The organism is Streptomyces sp. HUAS MG56, from assembly GCF_058673395.1.
Window position 1 is genome coordinate 7,563,052 of the sequence record NZ_CM178722.1, and the last position, 24,681, is coordinate 7,587,732.

General features: G+C 74.2%; 25 protein-coding genes. 6 read left to right on the top strand and 19 right to left on the bottom strand.

Going from position 1 to position 24,681, the window contains the following annotated elements; translation table 11 throughout:
- Positions 1–184: 184 nt before the first annotated feature.
- From AC4OXY_RS35430 to AC4OXY_RS35440, 3 genes are all read right to left on the bottom strand, one after another.
- The gene (locus AC4OXY_RS35430) at positions 185–1,474 is read right to left on the bottom strand and encodes an HRDC domain-containing protein (protein ID WP_376286696.1); all 1,290 of its coding nucleotides are present in this window, start codon (positions 1,472–1,474) and stop codon (positions 185–187) included.
- A gap of 134 nt (positions 1,475–1,608) precedes the next feature.
- Positions 1,609–2,265, bottom strand: a complete 657-nt coding sequence (locus AC4OXY_RS35435; RefSeq protein WP_069778144.1) for a response regulator transcription factor — start codon at positions 2,263–2,265, stop codon at positions 1,609–1,611.
- Positions 2,266–2,546: 281 nt separating this feature from the next.
- Complete coding sequence (locus AC4OXY_RS35440) at positions 2,547–3,224, bottom strand: DUF3000 domain-containing protein (RefSeq protein WP_376286693.1); 678 nt, start codon at positions 3,222–3,224, stop codon at positions 2,547–2,549.
- 98 nt (positions 3,225–3,322) lie between these two features.
- Between AC4OXY_RS35440 and hemE the strand changes: the two genes are divergently transcribed.
- Positions 3,323–4,390 carry a uroporphyrinogen decarboxylase gene (gene hemE, locus AC4OXY_RS35445; RefSeq protein ID WP_362821116.1) on the top strand — a complete coding sequence of 356 codons (1,068 nt, stop codon included), beginning with the start codon at positions 3,323–3,325 and terminating at the stop codon, positions 4,388–4,390.
- A 1-nt stretch (position 4,391) separates the two neighbouring features.
- Here hemE and AC4OXY_RS35450 read toward each other — a convergent pair whose 3' ends face one another.
- Complete coding sequence (locus tag AC4OXY_RS35450; RefSeq protein ID WP_356021733.1) at positions 4,392–5,216, bottom strand: rhomboid family intramembrane serine protease; 825 nt, start codon at positions 5,214–5,216, stop codon at positions 4,392–4,394.
- Between the two features lie 91 nt (positions 5,217–5,307).
- Between AC4OXY_RS35450 and AC4OXY_RS35455 the strand changes: the two genes are divergently transcribed.
- A complete protein-coding gene (locus tag AC4OXY_RS35455; protein WP_356021735.1) occupies positions 5,308–5,595 on the top strand; it encodes a hypothetical protein in 288 nt (95 codons plus the stop codon).
- On the opposite strand, the gene AC4OXY_RS35460 is transcribed toward AC4OXY_RS35455, so the two are convergent.
- Both AC4OXY_RS35460 and AC4OXY_RS35465 read right to left on the bottom strand, forming a co-directional pair.
- Positions 5,592–7,007 carry an FAD-dependent oxidoreductase gene (locus AC4OXY_RS35460; RefSeq protein WP_491991665.1) on the bottom strand — a complete coding sequence of 472 codons (1,416 nt, stop codon included), beginning with the start codon at positions 7,005–7,007 and terminating at the stop codon, positions 5,592–5,594. The two genes, AC4OXY_RS35455 and AC4OXY_RS35460, sit on opposite strands and share 4 nt — an antisense overlap.
- A 27-nt stretch (positions 7,008–7,034) precedes the next feature.
- Positions 7,035–8,036 carry a DUF4349 domain-containing protein gene (locus tag AC4OXY_RS35465; RefSeq protein ID WP_356021739.1) on the bottom strand — a complete coding sequence of 334 codons (1,002 nt, stop codon included), beginning with the start codon at positions 8,034–8,036 and terminating at the stop codon, positions 7,035–7,037.
- Between the two features lie 191 nt (positions 8,037–8,227).
- Here AC4OXY_RS35465 and hemG point away from each other — a divergent pair, with 191 nt between their 5' ends.
- Positions 8,228–9,682 carry a protoporphyrinogen oxidase gene (gene hemG, locus AC4OXY_RS35470; protein WP_362821119.1) on the top strand — a complete coding sequence of 485 codons (1,455 nt, stop codon included), beginning with the start codon at positions 8,228–8,230 and terminating at the stop codon, positions 9,680–9,682.
- A 5-nt stretch (positions 9,683–9,687) separates the two neighbouring features.
- Positions 9,688–10,419: a hydrogen peroxide-dependent heme synthase gene (gene hemQ, locus AC4OXY_RS35475; RefSeq protein ID WP_071373478.1), complete on the top strand. Its 732-nt coding sequence runs from the start codon at positions 9,688–9,690 to the stop codon at positions 10,417–10,419.
- Here hemQ and AC4OXY_RS35480 read toward each other — a convergent pair.
- From AC4OXY_RS35480 to AC4OXY_RS35510, 7 genes are all read right to left on the bottom strand, one after another.
- Positions 10,416–12,068, bottom strand: a complete 1,653-nt coding sequence (locus AC4OXY_RS35480; protein WP_491991666.1) for an alpha/beta hydrolase — start codon at positions 12,066–12,068, stop codon at positions 10,416–10,418. The two genes, hemQ and AC4OXY_RS35480, sit on opposite strands and share 4 nt — an antisense overlap.
- A gap of 150 nt (positions 12,069–12,218) precedes the next feature.
- A complete protein-coding gene (locus AC4OXY_RS35485) occupies positions 12,219–13,004 on the bottom strand; it encodes a TIGR04222 domain-containing membrane protein (protein WP_356021744.1) in 786 nt (261 codons plus the stop codon).
- A gap of 103 nt (positions 13,005–13,107) precedes the next feature.
- Entirely contained in the window at positions 13,108–13,866 is a 759-nt protein-coding gene (locus AC4OXY_RS35490) for a DUF4142 domain-containing protein (RefSeq protein ID WP_491991667.1), read from the bottom strand.
- 251 nt (positions 13,867–14,117) lie between these two features.
- On the bottom strand, positions 14,118–15,503 hold the full coding sequence (locus AC4OXY_RS35495) for an MbnB/TglH/ChrH family RiPP precursor modification enzyme (protein WP_491994683.1): 1,386 nt from the start codon (positions 15,501–15,503) through the stop codon (positions 14,118–14,120).
- A 115-nt stretch (positions 15,504–15,618) separates the two neighbouring features.
- Entirely contained in the window at positions 15,619–16,227 is a 609-nt protein-coding gene (locus AC4OXY_RS35500) for a TIGR03086 family metal-binding protein (protein WP_491991668.1), read from the bottom strand.
- 77 nt (positions 16,228–16,304) lie between these two features.
- Positions 16,305–16,943, bottom strand: a complete 639-nt coding sequence (locus tag AC4OXY_RS35505; protein WP_362821124.1) for a TetR/AcrR family transcriptional regulator — start codon at positions 16,941–16,943, stop codon at positions 16,305–16,307.
- A 14-nt stretch (positions 16,944–16,957) separates the two neighbouring features.
- Entirely contained in the window at positions 16,958–17,647 is a 690-nt protein-coding gene (locus AC4OXY_RS35510; RefSeq protein ID WP_402064571.1) for a peptidyl-tRNA hydrolase, read from the bottom strand.
- A 110-nt stretch (positions 17,648–17,757) separates the two neighbouring features.
- Between AC4OXY_RS35510 and AC4OXY_RS35515 the strand changes: the two genes are divergently transcribed.
- On the top strand, positions 17,758–18,660 hold the full coding sequence (locus AC4OXY_RS35515) for an ABC transporter ATP-binding protein (RefSeq protein ID WP_491991669.1): 903 nt from the start codon (positions 17,758–17,760) through the stop codon (positions 18,658–18,660).
- Positions 18,657–19,328: an ABC transporter gene (locus tag AC4OXY_RS35520; protein ID WP_356021754.1), complete on the top strand. Its 672-nt coding sequence runs from the start codon at positions 18,657–18,659 to the stop codon at positions 19,326–19,328. The genes AC4OXY_RS35515 and AC4OXY_RS35520 overlap by 4 nt, the downstream gene beginning before the upstream one ends.
- On the opposite strand, the gene AC4OXY_RS35525 is transcribed toward AC4OXY_RS35520, so the two are convergent.
- The 6 genes from AC4OXY_RS35525 to AC4OXY_RS35550 all read right to left on the bottom strand — a co-directional run bounded on the left by AC4OXY_RS35525 (position 19,320) and on the right by AC4OXY_RS35550 (position 24,518).
- Positions 19,320–20,177 (bottom strand): polysaccharide deacetylase family protein, encoded by an 858-nt coding sequence (locus AC4OXY_RS35525; protein WP_491991670.1) that lies wholly within the window; start codon positions 20,175–20,177, stop codon positions 19,320–19,322. The two genes, AC4OXY_RS35520 and AC4OXY_RS35525, sit on opposite strands and share 9 nt — an antisense overlap.
- 80 nt (positions 20,178–20,257) lie before the next feature.
- Entirely contained in the window at positions 20,258–20,830 is a 573-nt protein-coding gene (locus AC4OXY_RS35530) for a YbhB/YbcL family Raf kinase inhibitor-like protein (protein ID WP_491991671.1), read from the bottom strand.
- Between the two features lie 10 nt (positions 20,831–20,840).
- Entirely contained in the window at positions 20,841–21,806 is a 966-nt protein-coding gene (locus AC4OXY_RS35535; RefSeq protein ID WP_376286663.1) for a slipin family protein, read from the bottom strand.
- Between the two features lie 181 nt (positions 21,807–21,987).
- Entirely contained in the window at positions 21,988–23,499 is a 1,512-nt protein-coding gene (locus tag AC4OXY_RS35540) for a SulP family inorganic anion transporter (RefSeq protein ID WP_376286660.1), read from the bottom strand.
- 8 nt (positions 23,500–23,507) lie between these two features.
- A complete protein-coding gene (locus AC4OXY_RS35545; RefSeq protein WP_356021764.1) occupies positions 23,508–24,089 on the bottom strand; it encodes a carbonic anhydrase in 582 nt (193 codons plus the stop codon).
- Between the two features lie 105 nt (positions 24,090–24,194).
- Positions 24,195–24,518, bottom strand: a complete 324-nt coding sequence (locus tag AC4OXY_RS35550; RefSeq protein ID WP_402064394.1) for a hypothetical protein — start codon at positions 24,516–24,518, stop codon at positions 24,195–24,197.
- Positions 24,519–24,681: the final 163 nt, after the last annotated feature.

Consider the following 24,681-nt stretch of genomic DNA (forward strand, 5'->3'; position numbering starts at 1 on the left):
CGGCCGGAGCGGCGAACGTCACATGCCCGCGGTCACCTCCGTGTGGACCGGCGTCAAGACGGCCGGCGCGGTGTCCCCTTCCCTTCCCCGCCCCCTTCTGCTGCGCGCCCTCCCCGGATCTTGGCGTGATCTCGACGTCCCGGCTCCGCTTCCGTGGCCCCTACGGCACCCACGGGGAGATCGTTCAGGCCCCCTTCGCCGAGAGCGCCTTCACCAGCACCGGCGTCACCAGGGCCACCTGCCAGGGGCGCGCGCCGTAGCCGGTCAGCGCGGCCTCCACGGAGTCGGTGTCGACGGCCTTCGGCGGCTCCCAGCAGATGCGCCGCACCGTGTCCGGCGCCACCAGGTTCTCCTGCGGCAGGTTGAGCTGCTCGGCGAGGGCGGTGACCCCCGCCCGGGCCGAGGAGAGGCGGGCCGCGGCGGCGGGGTCCTTGTCGGCCCAGGCGCGCGGCGGCGGCGGCCCGGCCACGGGCTGGCCCGGCTGCGGCAGCGCGGTGTCCGGCAGCGCCTTGGCCCGGTCGACGGCCGCCTGCCACTGCTCCAGCTGCCGCCGCCCCATCCGGTGCCCGAAGCCGTTCAGCGCCGCGAGCGCGTGGACGTTGGCAGGAAGGGACAGCGCAGCCTCCACGATGGCCGCGTCGCTCAGCACCTTGCCCGGCGACACGTCCCGGCGCTGCGCGATCCGGTCGCGGGTCTCCCACAGCTCCCGTACGACGCCGAGCTGCCGGCGCCGCCTTACCTTGTGCATCCCGGACGTGCGCCGCCAGGGGTCCTTGCGCGGCTCGGCGGGCGGTGCCGTCGCGATCGCGTCGAACTCCTGGAGGGCCCACTCCAGCTTGCCCTGGCGGTCCAGCTCCTTCTCCAGGGCGTCGCGCAGGTCGACGAGCAGCTCCACGTCGAGGGCGGCGTACCGCAGCCAGGGCTCGGGCAGCGGGCGGGTCGACCAGTCGACGGCGGAGTGGCCCTTCTCCAGGACGTAGCCGAGGACGCCCTCGACCATGGCGCCGAGGCCGACCCGGGGGAAACCGGCCAGCCGGCCGGCCAGTTCGGTGTCGAACAGCCGGGTCGGGATCATGCCTATCTCGCGCAGGCAGGGCAGGTCCTGGGTGGCGGCGTGCAGGTCCCACTCGGCGCCGGACAGCGCCGCGCCGAGCCCGGACAGGTCGGGGCAGGCCACCGGGTCGATCAGCGCCGTCCCGGCGCCCTCGCGGCGCAGCTGCACCAGGTAGGCGCGCTGGCCGTAGCGGTATCCGGAGGCGCGCTCGGCGTCGACGGCGACGGGGCCGGAGCCGGCGGCGAACGCGGAGATCACCTCGGTGAGGGAGGCCGCGTCGGCGATCACGGGCGGAATGCCCTCGCGGGGTTCGAGCAGCGGCGTCGGCGCCCCCGTCACAGAAGATCCGGCGTCGTCCGGAGGAGTGCCTCCGGTGGTGCGCAGGGAACTGTCTGCTGCGGTGTCTTGGGCGTCGGTCACCTGTCAAGGGTATCCGTGTATGGACTGCGCCCGTCGACGGAACGTTCCGTCGACGGGCGCGGGAGGGTCGTAAACCGGTCAGCCCGGGGGCGCGAAGACCTCGCGCGGGTGAATCGGTCGCTGCGCCGAACGGCTCAGTGGATGATCCCGGTGCGCAGGGCCACGGCCACCATGCCGGCGCGGTCGCCCGTGCCCAGCTTGCGGGCGATGCGGGCGAGGTGGCTCTTGACGGTCAGGGCGGACAGGCCCATCGAGACGCCGATGGCCTTGTTGGACTGGCCCTCCGCGACCAGGCGCAGCACCTCGACCTCGCGGCCGGACAGCTCGCGGTAGCCACCCGGGTGACTCGGGGCACCCGGGGGGCGGCGGTGCATCCGGGCGGCGCCGAGGGGAGCGGCGCCGGGCCGGGCGGGCAGGCCGATGTTGGTACGGGTGCCGGTGACGACGTAGCCCTTGACGCCGCCGGCCAGCGCGTTGCGGACCGCGCCGATGTCGTCGGCCGCGGACAGCGCCAGCCCGTTGGGCCAGCCCGCGGCGCGGGTCTCGGACAGGAGGGTCAGGCCGGAGCCGTCGGGCAGGTGGACGTCGGCGACGCAGATGTCGCGGGGGTTGCCGATGCGGGGACGAGCCTCCGCGATGGACGAGGCCTCGATGACATCGCGCACGCCGAGCGCCCACAGGTGACGGGTGACGGTGGAGCGGACGCGCGGGTCGGCCACGACCACCATGGCGGTCGGCTTGTTCGGGCGGTAGGCGACCAGGCTTGCGGGCTGCTCGAGGAGAACGGACACCAGGCCTCCTGGGGTGGGGGGACGGGGCCGGCTTGTGGGGAATCAGCCGGGACGAACCGTGCTTTCTAGGTCACAGTCGTCTTCGGCAGCAAACTCGTCCGCCTTTAGAGAATGATCACGATCTAGTGAGTAACAATCTGTGCAATTCGGACACGCGATCGATCATCCGAAGATCAAGTCGGTTCGAGCGGATGCGATCCGGGTTCGAAAGTGGCCGTATCGACAAAGAGATGGTCAATGAGGCGTCCAAGCGGGGGACCCCCGGGAACCTTGCGGTCATCTCACCGTGACTGCGGGCCCCTGCGCTGCGGCAGCGTGACCACCGAGGCGTCCCCCGGACCGGCCGGCGGCAGCCCCGCGACCTGCGCCAGCAGATCGCACCAGGAGGCCAGATGGGACGCCGTGTCCGGCACTCCGCCGAGGCCCTCGCGGGGCGTCCAGGAGGCCCGGATCTCGATCTGCGAGGCGGCCGGCCGCTCGGCCAGCCCGCCGAAGTAGTGCGAACTCGCGCGCGTGATCGTCCCGCTCGGCTCGCCGTAGCCCAGCCCGCGCGCCTGCAGCGCCCCGGTCAGCCACGACCAGCACACCTCCGGCAGCAGCGGATCGGCCGCCATCTCCGGCTCCAGTTCCGCGCGCACCAGCGTCACCAGCCGGAACGTCCCGCGCCAGGCGTCGTGCCCGGCCGGGTCGTGCAGCAGCACCAGCCGCCCGTCGGCCAGCTCCTGCTCGCCGTCGACCACCACGGCCTCCAGCGCGTACGCGTGCGGGGCCAGCCGCTGCGGCGCGGGAGTGGGCTCCACCTCGACCTGCGGCCGCAGCCGGCTGTTGCGCAGGGCGTCGACCGCGGCCCGGAAAGCCGGTGGGCCCGCGGTACCGGAGTGCCGGTCCGCCTCCTCGGTGTCCTTCACGTCGTCCATTCCGTCAGCGCTGTCCGACATTCGTCCCTGAGCCCCAGCCATGCGGGGAAGAGTAAGGGGAAGCGCGGCTGTGTGCAGGGCAAGACACCCCCTGAGGGCTGCGGCACTTCTCTCCTCGCGGCCGTGCGAGACTTGCCGTCGTGAGTGCCAACGGAGAGCCCCTGGGCCAGCAGCCGACAGCGACGTACGACAGCGCCTTCCTCAAGGCGTGCAGGCGTGAGCCCGTGCCGCACACGCCGGTGTGGTTCATGCGTCAGGCCGGCCGCTCGCTGCCCGAGTACCGCAAGGTCCGCGAGGGCGTTCCGATGCTCGAATCCTGCATGCGGCCCGAGCTGGCCGCCGAGATCACGCTCCAGCCGGTACGGCGCCATGGCGTGGACGCGGCGATCTACTACAGCGACATCGTCGTCCCGCTCAAGGCCATCGGCCTCGACCTCGACATCAAGCCCGGCGTCGGCCCGGTCGTCGAGCAGCCGATCCGCACCCGCGCCGACCTCGCCCGGCTGCGCGACCTCACCCCCGAGGACGTCCCGTACGTCACCGAGACCATCGGTCTGCTCACCCGCGAGCTGGGCGCCACCCCGCTGATCGGTTTCGCCGGCGCGCCTTTCACCCTCGCGAGCTACCTGGTCGAGGGGGGTCCGTCGCGCACGTACGAGAACGCCAAGGCGATGATGTACGGCGACCCCGAGCTCTGGGCCGACCTGCTCGACCGGCTCGCGGACATCACGGCCGCGTTCCTCAAGGTCCAGATCGAGGCCGGCGTGAGCGCGGTCCAGCTCTTCGACTCCTGGGCCGGCGCGCTCGCCCCCGCCGACTACCGGAACTCGGCCATGCCCGCCTCGGCGAAGGTCTTCGACGCCGTCGCCGGGTACGGCATCCCGCGCATCCACTTCGGTGTCGGCACCGGTGAGCTGCTGAAGCTCATGGGCGAGGCCGGCGCGGACGTCGTCGGCGTCGACTGGCGCGTCCCGCTGGACGAGGCCGCCCGCCGCGTCGGCCCCGGCAAGGCGCTCCAGGGCAACATCGACCCGACGGTCCTGTTCACCGACAAGAACACCGTCGAGGCCAAGGCCCAGGAGGTGCTGGACGCCGCCGCCGGACTGGAGGGCCATGTCTTCAACCTCGGCCACGGAGTCATGCCGAACACCGACCCGGACGCGCTGACCCGGCTCGCGGAGTACGTCCACACGCGCACCGCCCGCTGACTCACCATGTGGAGCGGGGCCGCGCTCGTCTGCCGAACAGCAGGCCGCGCGGCTCCGGCGGGGGCGGGGTGCCTGGCTTGAGGGGCCAGGCGAGCAGCACGCCCGCGACGAAGCCGACCACGTGCGCCGCGTACGCGACGGTGCCGGCGCCGGAGACGCCGTGCCCCGAGGAGTACACGGCCTGGAGCACGAACCAGAAGCCCAGCACCAGCCAGGCCGGCAGCCGCAGCGGCAGGAAGACCAGGAACGGCACGAGCACCCAGACCCGCGCCCTCGGCCACAGCACGATGTACGCGCCGAGCACCCCGGCGATCGCCCCGGACGCCCCGATCAGCGGGTCGCCCGAGGAGGCGTTGAGCAGCGCGAAGCCGTATCCCGCCGCGTAGCCGCAGACGACGTAGAAGACGAAGAACCGGACATGGCCCATCCGGTCCTCGACGTTGTTGCCGAAGATCAGCAGGAACAGCATGTTCCCCAGCAGGTGCAGCCAGCTGCCGTGCAGGAACATCGCCGTGAACACCGACAGGGGCGGGGACTTGTCGTACGACGGCGGCCCCACGACACAGCCCGGCCCCCGCGGGCCCACGCCCGGCTGCCCCGTCGGCACCAGCCGCGGCAGCTGATGGTGGATCAGCTCCCTCGGCACCGCCGCGTAGTGGTCCATGAACGCCTGGAGATGGCACAGCCGCGCCAGATCGCCGCCGCCGGCCACGGAGCCCGCCATGCCGGGCGTGCGGAGGAACACGACGACGTTGGCCGCGATGAGCGCGTACGTCACCCAGGGAGTGCGGCGCACCGGGTTCACGTCATGGACGGGGATGACCACACAGGAGTACTGCCCGGGACGCGGTGGGCGAATCGCTGAACGGCCGGGGCGCGCCGTGCGTATCTGTTCTCAACCGACGTGAGGACAGGCGATGACGAACGCTCCGCAGGTATCGGCGATGCATGCTCTGCCCGACGGTGAGGCGGAGATCTCCCTGGTGGTGCGGCTGCCCTGGGAGGACGTGGCAAGGCTCGGCCAGGAGGCCGGGCGGCTGGCCGCGCAGACGGGGCGGCCGGTGACGCTGGACGAGGCGGTCGGCCACCGCCTGCGCTCCACCCGGCCCGCGGCCACCCACGCGCGGCCCGCGGGCGAGCAGCCGGCCGCCGTCTCCGCCGGCGCGTCCGTGGCCTCGCTGCCGAGGATCAGCGGGACGGCCTAGGACACCGCACCCGCCGCAGCGGCGGCCCGCACCCTCGCCGTCGCCTTTCTCGCCGCCACCAGGACCGGGTCCCACACCGGTGAGAAGGGCGGGGCGTAGCCCAGGTCCAGGGCCGTCATCTGCTCCACCGTCATCCGCGCGGTCAGCGCGACCGCCGCGATGTCGACCCGCTTCGCCGCCCCTTCCCTGCCGACGATCTGGACGCCCAGCAGCCGGCCCGTGCGGTGTTCGGCGAGCATCTTGACCGTCATGGGGGCGGCGCCGGGGTAGTAGCCGGCGCGGTTGGTGGACTCTATGGTGACGGTCTCGTAGCGCAGGCCCACCCGGTCGGCGTCCTTCTCGCGCAGGCCGGTGCGGGCGATCTCCAGGTCGCACACCTTGCTGACCGCCGTGCCGACGACCCCCGGGAACGTGGCGTAGCCGCCGCCGGCGTTCGTGCCGATGACCTGGCCGTGCTTGTTGGCGTGGGTGCCGAGCGGGGCGTACTGCTCCTGGCCGGAGACCAGGTTCAGCACCTCCACGCAGTCGCCGCCCGCCCAGATGTCCTCGTGGCCGCGCACCCGCATCCCGAGGTCGGTGAGCAGGCCGCCGTGCGCGCCGAGCGGGAGACCGGCGGCGCGGGCGAGCGCGGTCTCCGGGCGGACGCCGATGCCGAGGACCACCACGTCCGCCGGGTACTCGGCGTGCGCCGTGGCCACCGCGCGCGCGTGGCCGTCGTCCCCGGTGCGGATCCCGGTGACCTCGGCGTCGTTCACCATGGTGATGCCGAGGCCCTCCATGGCCTTGTGCACCAGACGGCCCATGTCCGCGTCGAGCGTCGACATGGGTTCCCTGCCGCGGTTGACGACGGTCACCTCGAAGCCGCGGTTGATCAGCGCCTCGGCCATCTCCACGCCGATGTAGCCCGCGCCCACGACCACGGCCCTGCGGCCACGCGCGCGTGCCAGCGTCTCCAGCAGGGCCTGACCGTCGTCCAGGGTCTGCACGCCGTGCACCCCGGGAGCGTCCGCGCCGGGCAGGTCGGGGCGGACCGGGCGGGCGCCCGTGGCGATGACGAGCTTGTCGTACGCCGTCCAGGACTCGGCGCCGGAATCGACGTCACGCGCGCGTACCCGCCGCCCGGCCACGTCGATCTCCGTGACCTCCGTGCGCAGCCGCAGATCGATGTCGCGCGCGCGGTGCTCCTCGGGAGTGCGGGCGATCAGGTCGTCCCGCTCGGGGACGTCACCGCCCACCCAGTAGGGGATGCCGCACGCCGAGAAGGAGGTGAAGTGGCCCCGCTCGAAGGCCACGATCTCCAGCTCGCCGGGCCCTTTCAGCCGGCGTGCCTGGGACGCCGCGGACATGCCCGCGGCGTCACCGCCGATCACGACCAGCCGTTCCGTGCCGCCCCGCCCATCGCTCATGGTCATGGGAACACGCTACGGGGCCGCGTCAGTTCAGTCCCGGCCGGTCCCGCGCGCGTCAGGGCCGGAGTCCGGGTCCGGTACCGGGCGCGTGGACGGCAGCGGGCCCAGCGCCGTCGGCACGGGAACGGGCGCGGGCTTCGCGCGGCGCGGCAGCCGGGGCCGTACGACCCGCAGCCACACCAGTGCCGTGAGGGCCGCGCAGGCCGCGAACGGCAGGGCGGCGCCGAGCGCGAGGGCGATCCAGCGCAGCATCGTGACGAACACGTGCCAGCCGCCGGACACGGCGTCCACGACGCCCGGAGAGCGGTCCGGGGCGGCCTTGCGCACGGGCTTCTCGGACAGCGACAGGGTGACGGTCGCGAGGCTCGTGCGGTCCTTCAGGGACGCCTGCTGCGCCAGCAGGGCCTCCAGATCGGCCTCGCGGCTGTTCAACTCGCCCTCCAGGGACACGACATCGCTCAGCCTGTCCGCCCGGCCCATCAGCGCCCGGACCCGGTCCACGCCGGCCCGCTGCGACCGCACCCGGCTGTCCACGTCCACGACCTGGTCGGTGACGTCGACCGCCTTCGCGGTGCGCTCGACGAGCCTGCCGGTGCCCTGGAGAGCGGCGAGGACCTCGTCGTACCGCGCGTTCGGCACCCGCAGGACGACCCGGGTCCGCTCGTGGCCGTCGGCGTCCCGGTCGGTGTTCTCCTCGCCGACGAAGCCGCCCGCGCCCTCGGCGGTCGACCGGGCCGCGGCCAGGGCCCTGGCGGCGTCCTTGACCTCGACGGTCAGGGAGGCGGTGCGGACGACGGCGTCCGGAGCGAGGCTCGGCGTCCGGCGAGCGGACCCCGTGGCGCCCGAAGCGCCCTTGCCGGACGCGCCGTTGACGCCCGTGACCGGCCGCCGGGCCGCGTCGCCCGCGGCGGACTTCGCCGAGGCGTTGCCCTGGTCGGCGGCGGCGCCGCAGCCGGCGAGGGCGAGACAGGCGGCGAGCAGCAGCCCGGCGAGCGGCCGGACGGGGCGGCGTGGGGAACGTGGTGTGCGCATGGGCGGTACCCCCTGGGGACGGCGATCTGCGATGTCTGTGACGGCCCTACGACGGCCGGGCGGGCGCAGACGTTTGACGGCGCGGGTTCCGATGCGGTCACGGTCCGGACGCGTCGCGATCACCGGGGCACGGCAGAGAGGACCTTCGGGCCCTGGCGGGAGTGTCAGAGGGGTCTGAGAGAGTGGAGGGCATGAGCGCAACGGGTACGCGTACGGGGCATGTCGTCGTCATCGGAGCCGGGATCGCCGGGCTGGCCGCCGCCCACCGGCTGCTGGGCCGGGGCGCGCGCGTGACCGTGCTGGAGGCCGCGGACCGGGTCGGCGGCAAGCTGCTGCCCGGCGAGATCGCGGGCGTGCGGGTCGACCTGGGCGCCGAGTCGATGCTCGCCCGCCGCCCCGAGGCGGTGGCCCTCGCGCGCGAGGTCGGGCTCGATGAGCGCCTGCAGCCGCCGGCCACCGCGACCGCCTCGATCTGGACCCGGGGCGCCCTGCGGCCCATGCCCAAGGGCCATGTGATGGGCGTGCCCGGCACCGCCGCCGCCCTCACCGGCGTCCTGTCCGCCGAGGGCCTCGCCCGCATCGGGCGCGACGCCGACCTGCCGCGCACCGAGGTCGGCGACGACGTGGCCGTGGGGGAGTACGTCGCCGCCCGGCTCGGCCGCGAGGTCGTCGACCGCCTCGTCGAGCCCCTGCTCGGCGGGGTCTACGCGGGCGACGCGTACCGCATCTCGATGCGCTCGGCCGTTCCCCAGCTCTTCCAGGCGGCCCGCAGCCACACCTCGCTCACCGAAGGAGTCCGCGAGATCCAGGCCAGGGCGGCCGCCGACCGGCAGACCGGCCCGGTCTTCATGGGCATCGAGGGCGGCGTGGGCACGCTGCCGCTCGCGGTCGCCGACGCCGTCCGCGCGCGCGGCGGCGAGATCCGCACCGGGACGCCCGTGCGCGAGCTGCGCCGGGAGGCCGACGGCGGCTGGCGGGTGGTCGCCGGGGAGCGGGCGCTGCGCGCCGACGCGGTCGTCCTCGCCGTCCCGGCCCCTGCGGCCGCCGGGCTGCTGGGCGCCGAGTCCCCGGCGGCCGCCGCCGAACTGCGCTCGATCGAGTACGCGTCGATGGCCCTGGTCACGCTCGCCTACCGGCGCGCCGGACTGAGGCTCCCCGAGGGCAGCGGCTTCCTGGTCCCGCCGGTCGACGGCCGCACCATCAAGGCGTCCACGTTCGCCTCCCACAAGTGGGGCTGGATCGCGAAGGAGGACCCGGACGTGGTCGTGCTGCGCACGTCCGTGGGCCGGTACGGCGAGACGGAGATCCTCCAGCGCGACGACGCCGCCCTGGTCGAGGTCTCCCGGCACGACCTGCGCGAGGCCACCGGCCTGGACGCCGAACCCCTCCGGACCCGGGTCACCCGCTGGACCGACGGCCTGCCGCAGTACCCGGTCGGGCACCACGCGCGCGTGGCCCGCATCCGCGAGCACGTGGCGAAGCTGCCGGGCCTCGCGGTGTGCGGCGCGCCGTACGACGGCGTCGGTATCCCGGCCTGCATCGCGAGCGCGCATGCCGCCGTCGACCGGCTCGGCGGCGATCCGACCGGAATCCGGGAGCTGGCGGCCAACCCGGTGCAAAGCCTCCACGGCGGAGCGGGAGAATAGGAACCATGAGCGACGACGCCCCCACCACCGAGCCCGGCAGGATCCCGAACAAGGGCAAGCTGGCCAAGGACCTCAACGAGGTCATCCGTTACACCCTGTGGTCGGTCTTCAAGCTGAAGGACGTGCTGCCCGAGGACCGCGCGGGTTACGCCGACGAGGTCCAGGAGCTGTTCGACCAGCTCGCCGCCAAGGACGTCACGGTCCGCGGCACCTACGACGTCTCCGGCCTGCGCGCCGACGCCGACCTCATGATCTGGTGGCACGCCGAGACCAGCGACCAGCTCCAGGAGGCGTACAACCTCTTCCGGCGCACGAAGCTCGGCCGCGCCCTGGAGCCCGTGTGGTCCAACATGGCGCTGCACCGCCCGGCCGAGTTCAACCGCTCGCACATCCCGGCGTTCCTCGCCGACGAGACGCCGCGCAACTACGTGAGCGTCTACCCCTTCGTGCGCTCCTACGACTGGTACCTGCTGCCCGACGAGGACCGTCGCCGCATGCTCGCCGACCACGGCAAGATGGCCCGCGGCTACCCCGACGTGCGCGCCAACACGGTCGCCTCGTTCTCCCTCGGCGACTACGAGTGGGTCCTGGCCTTCGAGGCCGACGAGCTGTACCGCATCGTCGACCTCATGCGCCACCTGCGCGGCTCCGAGGCCCGCCGGCACGTCCGCGAGGAGATCCCGTTCTACACGGGCCGCCGCAAGGACGTCGCGGACCTGGTGGCGGGCCTGGCCTAACCCCGCGGGGACTTCGTGCCCTTGCCGGCCGAAGCGGTCGGCCGGGGCTCCTGGTGCGGTGCGCACGACGCGTGCCGCCCCGGGACCCGGCCGTTCAGCAGGTACGCCCAGAAGTGGCCGTTGACGCACGCGTTGGCGCCGCCCGCGATGCCGTGCGTGCCCGCGTCCCGCTCGGTCACCAGGACCGAACCGGCCAGCCGCCGGTTCATCTCCAGCGCCCCCGTGTACGGCGCCGCCGCGTCCCGCTCGGCCGCCAGGATCAGCACCGGCGGCAGCTCACCGGGCCGGGTCCGCACGTCCAGCGGCTTCTGCCGCGGCGCCGGCCAGTAGGCGCACGGCAGGTTCATCCACGCGTTGTCCCAGGTCTCGAACGGCGCCACGCGGGCGAGCCGGGTGTTGTCCCGGTCCCATGTCTTCCAGTCCGTCGGCCAGGGGGCGTCGTTGCACTCCACCGCCGTGTACACCGCGTTGCTGTTCTCCGCCGCCGCCCGCGCGGCCGGGTCCGGCCCCGCCGCGGCCAGCCGGACCAGCGGCTTCGGGTCGCCCTTGAGATAGGCCGAGAGTGCGGCCGCCCGGCTCGGCCAGTCGTCGTCGTAGTAGCCGGCGCCCAGGAACGAGTCCTGGAGCTGGCTGGGGCCGACCTTCCCGTCCGCCGCCTTCCGGGCCAGGCGCTCGCGCGCGGTGTCGTAGCCGCGCTGTACCTTCCCGGCGGTGTTCCCGAGCCCGTAGACGTCGTCGTGGCGGGCGATCCAGCCCTTGAAGTCCGCCCAGCGCCGCTCGAACGCGGCCGACTGGTCCAGGTTGGAGCGGTACCAGATGTTCTCCGGATCCGGGTTCACCGGTGCGTCCAGCACCATGCGCCGCAGGTGCGAGGGGAACATCGAGGCGTACAGCGCACCGAAGTACGTGCCGTACGACGCCCCCACGAACGTCAGCCGGTCCTCGCCCAGCGCGGCCCGCAGGACGTCCAGGTCACGGGCGTTGTTCAGCGAGGTGTAGTGGCGCAGCCCGCTGCCGGAGCGCCGGGCGCAGCCGCGCGCGTACGCCTTCGCCCGGGCGATCCGCTCCCGCTTGTAGGCCGCCGACGGATGCACCGGCGCCGCGCCGGGCGCCGTGGCGAGGCGCCGGGGGTCCTCGCAGGACAGCGGCGCCGAGCGGCCCACACCGCGCGGGGCGTAGCCGACGAGGTCGTACGCGGCGGCGACCTGCTTCCACTGCGGGACGGCGCCGATCAGCGGGAAGACCATGCTGGAGGCGCCGGGGCCGCCCGGGTTGTAGACGAGGGCGCCCTGCCGGGGTACCCGCCGCTCGCTGTCGCGCGGGTCCTTCTGCGTCGCCTCGGCCCGGCTGACGGTCAGCTTGATCTGCGGCCCGTCCGGGCGGGCGTAGTCGAGCGGGACGCTCACCGTGCCGCACCGCACGGAGCCCGCCGCCGCGGGGATGTCGGCGCGCGAGCACGCGCCGAAGTCGATGCCCCGCGCGCGGGCGCGGGCCGCGGCCACGGCGGTGCCGCGCAGCTCGGCCGCGCCGGGCACACCGGGCGCGCCGGGCAGAGCGCGCCCGGCGTCGAGAGCGTGTCCCGCCGGGGCGGCGGCCAGGGTGGTCAGGAGCAAGGACCCGGCGGCCGAGTACAGGGCGGCAGCTCTCATCGCGTATCCCTTCGGTGCGGCGACGGCGATGGCACGACTGCCACGCCCCGGCGACATCACAAGGGATGTTTCGTTCGGCCGTGAGGGAAGGCAAGCACCATCGGGCCGGTGTCGGCCCCAATGCCCCCGATGCGCCCCCTGCAGCCGCCCTCACTCCCGCCAGGGCTGGTCGCGATGGGTGAAGGCCGCGCGCAGTTCCGGCTCGCCGATCGCCCGGATCCCGCGCACGGCGACGGAGGTGAGGAACGACCGCTCGTCCCCGGCCGGCCTGCGGGTCAGTCCGTCCAGCAGCCGCAGCCCGGCGGGCGAGGCCCAGCGGGAGTACGGCTGCACCTCGAACCGGGTGATGGCGAGGCAGCTCAGGGAGAGTATGAGCGGCAGGGCGAACCACAGGCCGACCAGCAGCCGTGGGGTCCCGGTGGGCAGGGGCAGCAGCAGCGCGCTCACGCCGAGCGCCGCCACGGCCAGCGCGCCCGCCCGTACCTGGCGCACGGCCGCCGCGACGGTCGTGCCGGCACCGTCGGGGACGGCGAGCCCGGCGCGTTCCAGCCGGTCGGCGAGCCGCCGTACGGCCTCGGCACCGGCCGCGCGGGCCCGTACGGGCTGGATCCGGGACTGGCCCTGCGGCCCGATGGCCCCGATGACGGACTGCTCGATCTCATCGTGCCCCCGCGGGTCCACCACCGTGGCCCAGCCGGTGTGCGCGAGCAGCAGGCGCCGCTGCCGGGCCATCGAGACCATCGTCACATCGGCGACCCGGGCGGGACCGCCGGAGAGGAAGGCCGCCTCGTACAGCGTCAACGCGTGCGCGCGTTCCTGGTCCACCGCGGCACCGGCCGCGTCCGGTGCCGCCGCGTGTACGGCCGCAAGACACAGCCGGGTGCACGCCGTACCGGCGAAAGCCCAGGCCAGGAGCAGGAGAAGAACCCAGAACATGACAAGTTTCTATGCCGACGGCCTGGGTGAGCGCCATGCCCTTTTCACCATCCGGACGCAGTGTGGCCGGTATGTGACGTTCCGTTCCGGGCGGTCGGCGTGGTCAGGGGGTGCTCGGCCCGGCGGTGGCGGGCGGCAGGGAGTACGACGGGGCCGGCGACGGCGTCAGCGGGACGGCGGCGCTCGGGGCGACCGCCGGCGGGGTCGGCACCGGGGTGGGGGAGGCCGCCAGCTCCCGGGCGAGCGTGGCGAAGTCGACGTACCCCGTCGCCTCCAGGACCTTGATGTGGTCGAGGACGGTCGCGTTGGCGTCGTCGGCGAGATCGCGGACCAGGGAGTTCTGGGTGTCGGCCCGGACCTGGGCGGCCAGCCCGTACACCCGGCCGTGCGCGAGGCGCAGCACGGCGGCGAAGTCGCGGTCGAAGTCCTCGCCCTGCGCGCCGTTCAGGTTCGCGAGCCACTGCTTCTGCTGGGCGTTCGGCTCGTTCGGCAGGGGAACGCCGAGCTGGCCGGCGACCGTGCGGAGGTGCGCGTCCAGCGAGGTGTGCCCGTCGACCAGGTGCTGGCCCGCGGTGCGGACGGCCGTCGTGGTGCCCTTCTGCTCCGCCAGCTCGCCGGCGGGCAGCTCCCAGAGCCCCGCGAGCCGCACCTTGGTGATGAAGTCCTTGTCCTGGGCCGACAGCGGACCGTAGGGAGTGGTGACGGTCTGCGTGCTCAGCGTGCTCGCGTCGGCCGTGTCCTGCCGGTCGGCGTAGGACCAGATCGGGTAGAGCAGTGCCGCCGCGGTGGTCGCGAGTGCCGCGATGACCAGCCCGGTGCCGCTGAATATGCCTCGGCCCTTGATCGGGGGTCGGGGTCGCATGGCGCCTCCTGTAGCGCACCGCACGCGTGTGCAGGGGGGATGTGGTGCGGCTTGGCATATTACTGGCGCCGGTTCTCTGCGGGGCCTGGGCGAGGTGCGCGCATGATCGCCGTTTCCGTGCGGTGCGTCGGCGACCGCCGGCACGTTGTGGCTGGTCGCGGCCACGCGGCGGAGCCGCACATGGGTACGGCCCCGTGCCCCTTTGGGGCGCTTGCACCGGGTCGGTACCGGTGAGCGACCTCACTTCCCGCTCAGCCCCGGTGGCCCGGCAGCACCTTCCGGGCCATCCGGGCCACCCGCCCGCCGGGCCGCCTCGGCGCCGGCCCCGACCGGTCCAGCCACCACTCCCGCAGCTCCCGGCGCGCCCCCGCCTCCCGCGGGCGGCCGGCGTGCAGCAGGTGGCCGGCGAAGGTCAGGGCGTCTCGGCGGTACCCCCCGCTCATCGGCTGCTCGCGCGCGTACTCCAGGAACAGCTCCCGGTACCCCGCGCCGAGGATCACCGGCAGCTCCGGAGCCACCTTCGCCACCACGTCGGCCCGCTTCGCCGCGAGGGCCCGGGCCTGGACCCGCATCCGGGCCCGGTCGAACCCCTCCGGCACCGGCGTCCCCGCCACCAGCGAGGACAGCACGGCGGCCTGGGCGACGCCGACCCGCTCACGCGCGGCCTCCACGGGCCGCGCGAGCACGGCGACGCCGCCCCCGTCCGCCCGCGCGGCACCGACGGCGGCGCTGCCCGTACCGTCGGCGTCACCCGCGCCCGAGGTGGGGGCACCGGTGGCGGCCCCCGTGCCGCCACCGGTGCCGGCTCGTTCCCGCCCGGCCGTCACCGCGTCCCGGATCAGGGTCAACTCCCTTTCCAGTTCGGCCGGTTCGGGGAAGTTCTCGTCGCGCTCCAGCAGCACTCCGGGCGGCGTGGTCCGGGCGGCGAGCTCGGTCAGGATGTCCAGGACCGGGCGCGGCACGGGGTGGGCGTGGCTGTCGTGCCACACCCCGTCGCGCTCGAAGCCGCCCGCGACATGGACGTAGGCGAGCGCCTCCAGCGGCAGACCGGCCAGCGCCCGGACCGGGTCCTCGCCCCGGTTGACGTGGTTGGTGTGCAGGTTGGCCACGTCGATCAGCAGCCGTACGCCGGTGCGCTCGACCAGCTCGGACAGGAACTGCGCCTCGGTCAGCTCCTCTCCCGGCCAGGAGAACAGCGCGGCGATGTTCTCCAGCGCCAGCGGCACCGGCAGGGCGTCCTGCGCGATGCGGACGTTCTCGCACAGCACGTCCAGGGCGTCCCGGGTGCGCGGCACCGGCAGCAGGTGCCCGGCCTCCAGCAGGGGGGACGCGGTGAGCGCCCCGCCCGCCCGCACGAACGCGATGTGCTCGGTGACCAGCGGGGAACCGAGGGCCTCCGCCCGCTCCGCCAGCGCCGTCAGCCGCCCCTCGTCCGGGCGGTCGGCATCGCCGAGCCCCAGGGAGACCCCGTGCGGGATCACGGTCACGCCGCGCTCGCGCAGCCGCAGCAGCGACTGAGGGAGGTGCCCCGGGCAGACGTTCTCCGCCACGACCTCCACCCAGTCGATCCCCGGCATCCGCTCCACGGCGTCCGCGATCTCCGGCCGCCAGCCGATCCCCGCGCCAAGCCGCCCCATGGCCTTTCCCCGCATGACCCCTCCCCTCGTGTCCCCTCGTGCGAATGACGGAGGTATCGCCCCGGCGGGCGGTGCCGAATCCCGTTCCTGTCGCGTTCAGAGCAACATTTGAGGTTCAGCCCCGCACGGGCCACCGCTCGGGGCCGCGGCCCAGCACGCGCAGGATCTCCTCCAGCGTGCCGGAGCCCTCGGCCACCGTCAGGGGCGGGGCGAACGCGAAGCCGGGGCCGCGCCGGGCGGGGTCGGCCGGTACCGCGCGGGCCACGGCGAGGGCGGCGGCGAGGACGTGTGCGGGGAACCGCACGGGGATGCCGAGGGTGGCCGCCACGTCCCAGGCGTGGACGACGTAGTCGATGAAGTGGAAGCTGACCGCTCGGTCGCCGGGGAAGTCGCCGCCCAGCTCCGGAAGGGTGAACTCCCGTCCCTGCGCGCCCGGTTCGGCGAACGCCGCGAGCACCGAGGCGGCGGCCGAGTGGTGGGTCCGGGCGGGCTCGCTCATGTCCTCGGGGTCCCGCCAGTGCTCCGGCCGCCGCCCCGCGCCGCGCGCCGCGGCGGCGAACCCGAAGTGCTGTGCGGTCATGTGGGCGACGAGCCGGCGCAGGTCCCAGCCGGCGCAGGGGGTGTCCCGCGTCCAGTCCGCGGGCGTGGCCAGGTCCACCACGCGCACGGCCTCCTGGACGGCGATCCGGTCGAGTTCCACGAAGTCCGTTCCGGTCACAGTCATGGCCCGAGCATAAAACAAAGCGAACGGTCGTGCTCTTTTTTCGGGAAACCCGGTCCGGGCTCCAGCCGGGTGCCGGATCACGGGACTTGAGGGAGCGGGACGCCGTCCACGGCCGCATCCCGCAGCCGCGCCGCGACGGCCACCCGCGCCCTGCGGTACACGCTCTCCTCGTCGTGCAGGACGGACAGGGCGTTCGCCGTCTCCAGCAACGCCACGACTTCGAAGGCGAGTTGCGGGACGTCCGTGTCCGCGCGCAGCTCACCCGCCGTACGGGCCTCGTCGATCGTGCGCTCCACGTGCGCCGACCAGTCGCGCTGGGCGCGGACCGCGGCGTCGTGCAGCGGCCCGGTCCGGGCGTCGTACTCGGCCATGACGCCGTAGAAGAAGCAGCCGCCGGGGAACACCCGGCCGCGTGAGTACTCCAGCCACAGCTCGCACAGCCGCCACACCCGCCCCACCCCGGCCGGGGTCTGCGCCGCGGGCCGGAGCACCCGCTCGGTGAAGATCCGTGCGGCCTCCCGCACGGTGGCCAGCTGAAGCTCCTGCTTGGAGCCGAACAGCGCGAACACCCCGCTCTTGCTCAGCTCCAGCTCGGTGGCGAGCCGTCCGACGGTGAGCGCCTCCAGGCCCTCCACCGAGGCGATCTCCACCGTGCGGCGCAGCACCAACTGCCGGGTGCGGTTGCCCCGTTCGACCCGGCCGTCGACCCGCGTCATCGCGCCGGCCCCTGCTAGCGCAGTGCCGGGTGATCGGCGACGACCGTGCACGAGCCCGGCGCGATCTCGGTGAAGCCGGCGTCACGCACCACCGGCAGCCCGCTGCCGGTCAGCCGCGCCCAGTCGGTCGGGCCGGCGGTGCGGACGGCGAGCGCGAAGCCCGTGTCCCGCCAGGCCGCGCGCTCCGCCTCCGGCAGCGCCCACCAGGCCAGTTGCGCGCCGTGCCCGGCCTGGGCCATGGCCTTGCCGGCGGACATCTCCAGCTCCGGGTTGAGCCACAGCACGGGCTGGGCCGGATCGGGCGCGGCGGGCGGCTCAGGGTCGTCCAGCTCGGTGCCGGACACCTGGAGTCTGGCCAGGTCCTTGGGCCAGCCGTCGAGCGGGACCGGCGGGAACACCCGTACCTCGGCCGACTTGCCGGTCACCGTGATCCCGGGCAGCGCCTCGGCCCGCCGCCACTCGGCCCCGCGGGCCCGCCGGACCACCTTGCGGATCCGCGCGTCCTCCCAGTCGCGTACCGCCTCGGCCCACGCGCCGTCGCCGTGCGCCCGCTCGTCCCCGAGCAGCACGAGCACGGCACGGGCGGCCGTCTCCAGCGCGTCGGTGCGGGCGGGCGGCGCGGCGCGCTCCAGCCGTACGACGAGGGGAAGGACGAACTGGGGCGCTTCGTCACGCGTGTCGGTCGCGGGCTCGGTCGGGGGCATGGCATCAGGGCTCACAACAGCCCACCTTAAACGGCACACGGCACGGCGTGACCGGCCCACGGACCGGACAGGGCAGCGGTCCCCGCGGCACGACCGACCACAATGGCCGCATGCAATGTGCCTTACGACTGTCCGCCGTAGGCCGCCGCTACGGCATCCGCGGCCCCTGGGTGCTACGAGGCGTCGACCTCACCATCGCGCCCGGCACCCTCACCCGCATAGAAGGAGCGAACGGCACCGGAAAGTCCACCCTCCTGCGTCTCCTCGCCCGCCTGGACGCGCCGACCGAGGGCCGCGTCACCGGCCGCCCGCGCACGGCGTACGTCCCCGAACGCTTCCCCTCGGCGCTCCCCTTCACCCCCCTCGGCTACCTCACCCACCTCGGCACGGTGCACGGCCTGAGCCGCGCGACGGCACGGCGCGCCGCACGCACCTGGCTGGAGCGGTTCGGCGCCGGCGGCCACGCCGACACCCCGATGGCGCGGCTGTCCAAGGGAAGCAGCCAGAAGGTCGCCGTCGCCCAGTCCCTGCTCGGCGAGCCGGAGCTGCTGGTGCTGGACGAGGCCTGGACCGGGCTGGACGCGGCGGCGCGGGCCGAGCTGGAGCGGGCCGTGGCCGAGCGGACCGCCGCCGGGGGCGCCGTGGTGTTCGTCGACCACGACCCGCGCCGGCTGGCCGGAACACCGGACGCGACGTACACCGTGCTCGACGGCGGGCTCAAGCCCCGTACGGGCGGCGGGAGTTCACCGGCCGGGCCGCTCGCCCTGATCGTCGCGCAGGGCCCGGCCGGCGGGGCGCTGCCGCCCGAGGCGGCACGGACCGGCGCCACCGCCGAGGAGACGGTTCCCGGCGGCTACCGCCTCACCGTCCCCGCCTCCCACTCGGACATCCTGCTGCGCGCCCTGCTCACGGCCCGCCCGCCCTGGCACGTCGTGCGCGTCACCCCGCCCCCGGACCACGCACCGGCCCCCGACGACCTCGCGCCACCCCCCGATCCAGGAAGCCGCCCATGACCGCACTCCTGCGCTACCAGCTGGACCTGCTGGTGCGCTCCCAGCGCTGGCTGCCGCCGGTGCTCCTCTACGCCGCGTACCTGGGAATCGGCGTGCAGAGCGGCCAGCCCGTCCTCGACTCGCTCGGCTACACGGCCGGCGGTCTGCTGCCCGTCGCGGCCTGGCTGGTGCGGATCTGTGCCACCGGCGAGCCGGACGCGGCCCGCGCCTGTGCCGCCGCCGCGCGCGGCCCCGCCCGCGCCCACCTCGCCGCCCTGCTGACCGCGCTGCTCACGGCGGCGGCGCTCGGGGTGGTGGCGACCTCGGTGGTGACGCTGATCAGCGCCCCGGCGGACAACGGCCACCAGATCCGCGTACCCCTGCTGAGGGCGGCCGCGGCCGGACTGCCGGCCACGCTCGCCTGCGCTCTGATCGGCGCGGCCGTCGGCGCGCTCACCAACCGGCCGGTGCTGCGCTCCACCGGCCGCGCGGTGCCCGCTATGCTGCTGGGCGCGCTGCTGTCCGTGGTGCTCACCGGCTCCCCGGCGCAGGCCGCGGTGAGCGGTCTGGTCACCGGTTCGCGGACCGGCCGGATCACGGTGCCGCTGCTGCCGCTGGCCGCGGCGCTCCTGCTCGCCGCCGTCGCCTTCGCCACGGCCGCCTGGCTCAGCTCCCGCCGCTCACCCTGACCGGTGCCCGTCGGTCTGCCCGATCAGTTCGGAGACCTTCACGAACCGGTAGCCGCGCCTGCGCAGTTCCGGTACGACCGTGCGGACGGCCCGCTCGGTGGCCGGGGCGGCGCTGCGGGTGCAGTGCATGACGACCACCGAGCCGGGCCGCACCCCGTCCAGCACCTGCCGGGCGACGGCTCCGGCATCCGTCGCGAACGCGTCGCCGCTCACCACGTCCCACTGCACCGCCGTCACCCCGAGCCCGCTCAGCGCGCGCAGCGACCGCTCGTCGTGACAGCCGCCGGGGAAGCGGAAGTACGGCATCGGGTGCGCCACGCCCGCCTCCTTCAGGGAGGCGTACGCGCGCTCCACGTCCGCGCGCATCCGGTCGGCCGGCAGGGCCGGCAGGCCGTGGCAGTCGGCGGTGAACGCGTCGTGGCCGTAGGAGTGGTTGGCGACCTCGAAACGCGGGTCGCGGCCGAGAGCGCGGGCCTGCGCCGGGTACTCCTCGGCCCACCGGCCGGTCATGAAGACGGTCGCCGGCACCTTCAGCGCGCGCAGGGCGCTGATGAGTCCGGGGTTGTCGAAGTGCTCGCCGGCGGCCGCGCGGCGCTCCTCGTCGGCGGTCATGTCGGCGTCGAAGGTCAGCGCGACCGCCTTGCCCCGCGTGCGCGGGCCGTGCTCGAAGACCGGGGTCAGCCCGCCGGGCCCCGGCGCGAGCACGGGCGGCCGTACGACGGGAGGGATGATGGAGACGGGTACGGCGGACCTGCCCGGGCCCTGACGGCCACCGCCCGCACCGCCGCAGGCGGCGAGCGCCGCGCCCAGGACACAGACCGCGGTGATCCGGCATGCTCGTGCGATCATCATGCGAACGTACGGGGAGATCTTCGCTTGTATGCCGAAATGCCGGACGGCACGGCGGCACGGTCACCCGGTCGGCGGGCTCAGCGGCCGTAGCGGCCGGTGAGGGTTCCCTCGGCGAGCGTGTGGCCGGTCAGGGCCTTCTGGAGGTCGGCCGGGGCGGCGTCCGGGGAAAGTGCCGGGCGGCGGTCGGTGGCGTACACCGTGAGGACGTAGCGGTGCGGGCGCTCGCCGCGGGGCGGGCAGGGGCCGCCGTAGCCGGCCCTCCCGAAGCCGTTGCGGCCCTGCGTCGCGCCCGGCGGGCGCTCCCCCGCGGCGAGACGCGCGGTGCCGCGCCCGATGCCCCACGCCAGCCAGTGCGTGAACGTGCCGTGCGGGGCGTCCAGGTCCTGTAGGACCAGGGCAAGGGACGCCGTGCGGGCGGGCACGCCGGTGACGGCGAGCGGCGGGGAGATGTCGGCTCCGTCGCAGGTGAAGCGGCGCGGGATCGTGCCGCCCTCGGCGTACGCGCTGCTCGTGACCGTGATGCGGGCGGCGGCGGGCTTGGGGGAGTGGGTGCCGGCGCCCGGGGCGCCCGTGCGGCCCGCACCGCCGCACCCGGCGACGCAGCCCAGCACGGCCGCCAGGACCGCCGGTGCCACCACGCTCTTACGCATGCCCGGCACGCTAGCCGGACCGTGCCCCGCCGTCACCGTCCGGCGCGCGTGACGCCGTGTCGGCGTCCGGCACGTGCTGCGTACTCCCGCCGTCCAGGGCACGCTGTGCGTCGGCGCCGTCCGGTGCCCGCAGCGCCCGGTCGCCGTCGGGTGCCCCCACTGCTCTGTCGCCTTCCCGTGTCTGCGGGGCGGTGTCACCGTTCGGCGCCTGCTGCGGGTTGTTGCCCCGCTCCAGGAAGTGCAGCAGCTCCACCGGGATGGGCAGCACCAGCGTGGAGTTCTTCTCGGCCGACACCGCCATCACCGTCTGGAGCAGCCGCAGTTGGAGCGCGGCGGGGGTGTCGGCCATCTGCTGGGCGGCCTCGGCGAGCTTCTTGGAGGCCTGGAGCTCGGCGTCGGCGTTGATGATCCGGGCCCGGCGCTCGCGGTCCGCCTCGGCCTGGCGGGCCATGGACCGCTTCATCGTGTCGGGCAGGGAGACGTCCTTGATCTCGACCCGGTCGACCTGGATGCCCCAGCCGACGGCGGGGCTGTCGATCATCAGCTCCAGCCCCTGGTTGAGCTTCTCGCGGTTGGACAGCAGGTCGTCCAGGTCGCTCTTGCCGATGATCGACCTGAGCGACGTCTGGGCCATCTGCGACACCGCGAACTTGTAGTCCTCGACCTTCACCAGGGCGCTCTCCGGGTCGACCACCCTGAAGTAGACGACCGCGTCCACCCGGACGGTGACGTTGTCGCGGGTGATGCCCTCCTGGGCCGGGATCGGCATCGTCACGATCTGCATGTTGACCTTCTGCAGCCGGTCCACGAAGGGGATGACCAGCGTGAAGCCCGGCGCCCGTGCCTCACCGCTGACGCGCCCGAGCCGGAACAGCACACCGCGTTCGTACTGCTTGACCACCCGGGCCGCCATCGCCAGGTAGACCAGACCGGCGGAACCTGCCGCCGCGATGGCGCCCAGCAGCTCCTGGAGCATGGTGACCTCCTCACGGAGAGGTCTGCTTTTGTCCGCTGCTGTCACCATAAGCCGGTTGGGCCGCTCTGCAAGGGGTACCGGCGGACCGGTGCACTCCGCGAGGACCGGGCCGGGATGCCGAGGGGCGTCGGCATCCCGGCCCGGGGACAGCGGCCGTCGGGGCGGCCCGGGCGGTGACCGGTCAGACGGCCTGCGCCGCCGTGACCCGCACCGGTTCCGTCCCGGCCGCGCTGTGGCGTTCGGCCCAGTTCTCCAGGGCCGTACGACAGGCGTGGTCGAGGTGGTGCAGGCCGGTCAGGTCCAGGCGGACCGGGCGGTCCTGGGGGAGGGACTCCAGGCTGTCGAGGATCTTCGGCAGCCGCAGGAAGGTCGCGTTGCCCGACAGGTGGGCCTCGACCGGACCCGCGCCCTTGTCGACCACCTCCAGCCTGACGTGCGAGGCCTCCCAGGCCGTCTTGACCACCGCGAGCGCCAGGCCGATCAGCACGCCCTCGAACATGCTGACCGCCACGATCGAGACCGCCGTCACGGCCAGGATCAGGGCCTCGCCCCGGTGCTCGCGCCACAGCCCCGCGAGGGCCCGGACCGGCACCAGCTTGGCGCCCGAGTGGATCAGGATGCCGGCGAGCGCCGGGATCGGGATGTACGCCAGCACACCGGGCAGCAGCGCGGCGAACAGCAGCAGCCACACGCCGTGCAGCACCCGGGAGGCCTTGGTACGGGCGCCCGCCTGGACGTTGGCCGCACTGCGCACGATCACCGCGGTCATCGGCAGCGCGCCGAGCAGCCCGCAGATTGCGTTGCCGGTGCCCTGGGCGACCAGCTCCTTGTCGTACGCGGTGCGCGGCCCGGAGTGCAGCCGGTCCACGGCCGCCGCGCTGAACAGCGACTCGGCGGACGCGATCAGCGTGAAGGCGACGACCGTGCCGAGCACCCCGACGCCCGCCAGCTCGCCGAAGGCGCTCAGCGGGGGCGGCTGGACGGCGCCCAGCAGCCCCCGCACCTCGACGGTGGCCACCGGCAGGTCCAGTGCGAACGCGGCCAGCATGGCGAGACCGACCGCGGCCAGCGGGCCGGGGACCGTGCGCGCCTTCGCCGGGACGTGCTTCCACAGCAGCAGGACCGCGACCGTGCCCGCCGCGACGGCGAGCGAGGCCAGGGCCGTGCCGTCGCCGAAGGCGGCCCAGAACGCCCCGGGCAGCCCGGCGATCTTGCCCGGCCCGGAGTCGGGGGCCTTGGCCGCCAGCGCCGGATACAGCTGCCCGGCGACGAGGACCAGCCCGATTCCGGCCAGCATGCCCTCGACGACGGAGACCGAGATGGCGCGGAAGTAACGGCCCAGCCTCAGCAGGCCCATGGCGATCTGGATCGCTCCGGCGGCGAGCACGATCACGCCGAGCACCGGCAGGCCGTGCTCCTTGACCGCCTCGAAGACGAGCACGGTCAGGCCGGCGGCGGGCCCCGACACCTGGAGGCTGCTGCCGCGCATCAGCCCGGTGACGAGGCCGCCCACGATGCCGGTGACCAGACCGAGTTCGGCCGGGACACCGGAGGCGACGGCCACGCCGACGCACAGCGGCAGCGCGACCAGGAAGACGACGAGGGACGCGGCGAAGTCCTGCCGCGCGTGGGGGAGACGGGGTATCCGGGATATGAGGGGGTTCTTGCCGGTCGTCGGCTTGGCGTCGGTCATCGATGCGCTCACAGGGACTCGAAGGTGTCGGTCTGCGGGCGGTGCGCCCGTACGGAGCCCGTGTGCACCTCGTAGTACCAGGCGTGCAGGCCGAGTTGACCCTGTGTCAGCTTCCGCGCGACGCAGGGGTACGAGCGCAGCCGCAGCAGTTGGGTCAGGACGTGGGCCTGCACGCCCTTGGCGACCTCCGGGTCCTCGGCCTGGCCGGCCGGGCGCGGGGTGGCGGCGTGTGCCAGCCAGTCGCGCACGGCCGGTACGGCGGTCAGGTCGTCGCCGCGCACCAGCGCGCCGACGGCCCCGCAGTGCGAGTGGCCGCAGACGACGATGTCGCGGACGCCGAGCACCTCCACGGCGTACTCGATGGTGGCGGCCTCGCTGGTCGGGTGCTGTGAGGTGTGGGGCGGGACGATGTTGCCCGCGGTGCGCAGCTCGAAGAGCTGACCGGGGCGGGCGCCGGTGATCAGGGCCGGGACGACCCGGGAGTCGGAGCAGGTGATGAAGAGCACCTGCGGTGACTGGCCTTCGGCGAGTCCGGCGAACTCCTCAGGGCGCTGTCCGAAGCTACGGGCGTTGTCGATGAGGGGCTGCATGTGTGTGGTTCCTCCTGGCGCGCCTGCACGGGCGCGTCGGTGTTGAACGATGATGGTGGGGGGAGCGAGAGGGCCCGGTGGGGCCGGGCCGGCGTCGGCCGGCTGTCAGCAGGGGAAGACCTGAAGTGCCGCCGGGGTGTGGGGTCTTGAGGCCTTCGGGGCGCGCGGCTCCACGGCTCCGGGGATGCCCGGGGCGTCGGTGCCGGCGGCCCGGCCGGCTATGAGCGGGTGCTCCTGCGCGCACGCGGCGGAGCCCGCGCCGTCACGTACCGCCTCGGCGGGGGAGGTGATTCCGGGCTCGGCGTTGGCCTGTGCCTGACTGGGCGTGTGCGCGGGTGCGAAGGATCCCGCGAGGGTGAAGAACGGGAACGCGAGCAGTGTGACGGCGAGGAGGACGAACGGGGTCCGGGTCGTCGTACCTCGGAACATGCGCCCCCCTTCCGTGTGTTCACGCGTCTCGTGCGCACCAAGCATTGGTCAATGCTTGGTCAAGAAACACGTTAACCCTGCAAAGTCCTTTGCAGGGTTAACAGCGCGTTACGAGCGCGAGAGAGCGTGAAAAGTGCCGGTCGGGTGGCGAGATCTGGCTCTT

Excerpts from the sequence above, each read along its gene's own strand:
- AC4OXY_RS35440 (WP_376286693.1), bottom strand. The coding sequence starts at position 3,224 with ATGGCTGGGGCTCAGGGACGAATGTCGGACAGCGCTGACGGAATGGAC.
- AC4OXY_RS35455 (WP_356021735.1), top strand. The coding sequence starts at position 5,308 with ATGACGAACGCTCCGCAGGTATCGGCGATGCATGCTCTGCCCGACGGT.
- AC4OXY_RS35460 (WP_491991665.1), bottom strand. The coding sequence starts at position 7,007 with ATGACCATGAGCGATGGGCGGGGCGGCACGGAACGGCTGGTCGTGATC.
- AC4OXY_RS35465 (WP_356021739.1), bottom strand. The coding sequence starts at position 8,036 with ATGCGCACACCACGTTCCCCACGCCGCCCCGTCCGGCCGCTCGCCGGG.
- hemG (WP_362821119.1), top strand. The coding sequence starts at position 8,228 with ATGAGCGCAACGGGTACGCGTACGGGGCATGTCGTCGTCATCGGAGCC.
- hemQ (WP_071373478.1), top strand. The coding sequence starts at position 9,688 with ATGAGCGACGACGCCCCCACCACCGAGCCCGGCAGGATCCCGAACAAG.
- AC4OXY_RS35480 (WP_491991666.1), bottom strand. The coding sequence starts at position 12,068 with ATGAGAGCTGCCGCCCTGTACTCGGCCGCCGGGTCCTTGCTCCTGACC.
- AC4OXY_RS35485 (WP_356021744.1), bottom strand. The coding sequence starts at position 13,004 with ATGTTCTGGGTTCTTCTCCTGCTCCTGGCCTGGGCTTTCGCCGGTACG.
- AC4OXY_RS35490 (WP_491991667.1), bottom strand. The coding sequence starts at position 13,866 with ATGCGACCCCGACCCCCGATCAAGGGCCGAGGCATATTCAGCGGCACC.
- AC4OXY_RS35495 (WP_491994683.1), bottom strand. The coding sequence starts at position 15,503 with ATGGGGCGGCTTGGCGCGGGGATCGGCTGGCGGCCGGAGATCGCGGAC.
- AC4OXY_RS35500 (WP_491991668.1), bottom strand. The coding sequence starts at position 16,227 with ATGACTGTGACCGGAACGGACTTCGTGGAACTCGACCGGATCGCCGTC.
- AC4OXY_RS35505 (WP_362821124.1), bottom strand. The coding sequence starts at position 16,943 with ATGACGCGGGTCGACGGCCGGGTCGAACGGGGCAACCGCACCCGGCAG.
- AC4OXY_RS35510 (WP_402064571.1), bottom strand. The coding sequence starts at position 17,647 with ATGCCCCCGACCGAGCCCGCGACCGACACGCGTGACGAAGCGCCCCAG.
- AC4OXY_RS35515 (WP_491991669.1), top strand. The coding sequence starts at position 17,758 with ATGCAATGTGCCTTACGACTGTCCGCCGTAGGCCGCCGCTACGGCATC.
- AC4OXY_RS35520 (WP_356021754.1), top strand. The coding sequence starts at position 18,657 with ATGACCGCACTCCTGCGCTACCAGCTGGACCTGCTGGTGCGCTCCCAG.
- AC4OXY_RS35525 (WP_491991670.1), bottom strand. The coding sequence starts at position 20,177 with ATGATCGCACGAGCATGCCGGATCACCGCGGTCTGTGTCCTGGGCGCG.
- AC4OXY_RS35530 (WP_491991671.1), bottom strand. The coding sequence starts at position 20,830 with ATGCGTAAGAGCGTGGTGGCACCGGCGGTCCTGGCGGCCGTGCTGGGC.
- AC4OXY_RS35535 (WP_376286663.1), bottom strand. The coding sequence starts at position 21,806 with ATGCTCCAGGAGCTGCTGGGCGCCATCGCGGCGGCAGGTTCCGCCGGT.
- AC4OXY_RS35540 (WP_376286660.1), bottom strand. The coding sequence starts at position 23,499 with ATGACCGACGCCAAGCCGACGACCGGCAAGAACCCCCTCATATCCCGG.
- AC4OXY_RS35545 (WP_356021764.1), bottom strand. The coding sequence starts at position 24,089 with ATGCAGCCCCTCATCGACAACGCCCGTAGCTTCGGACAGCGCCCTGAG.
- AC4OXY_RS35550 (WP_402064394.1), bottom strand. The coding sequence starts at position 24,518 with ATGTTCCGAGGTACGACGACCCGGACCCCGTTCGTCCTCCTCGCCGTC.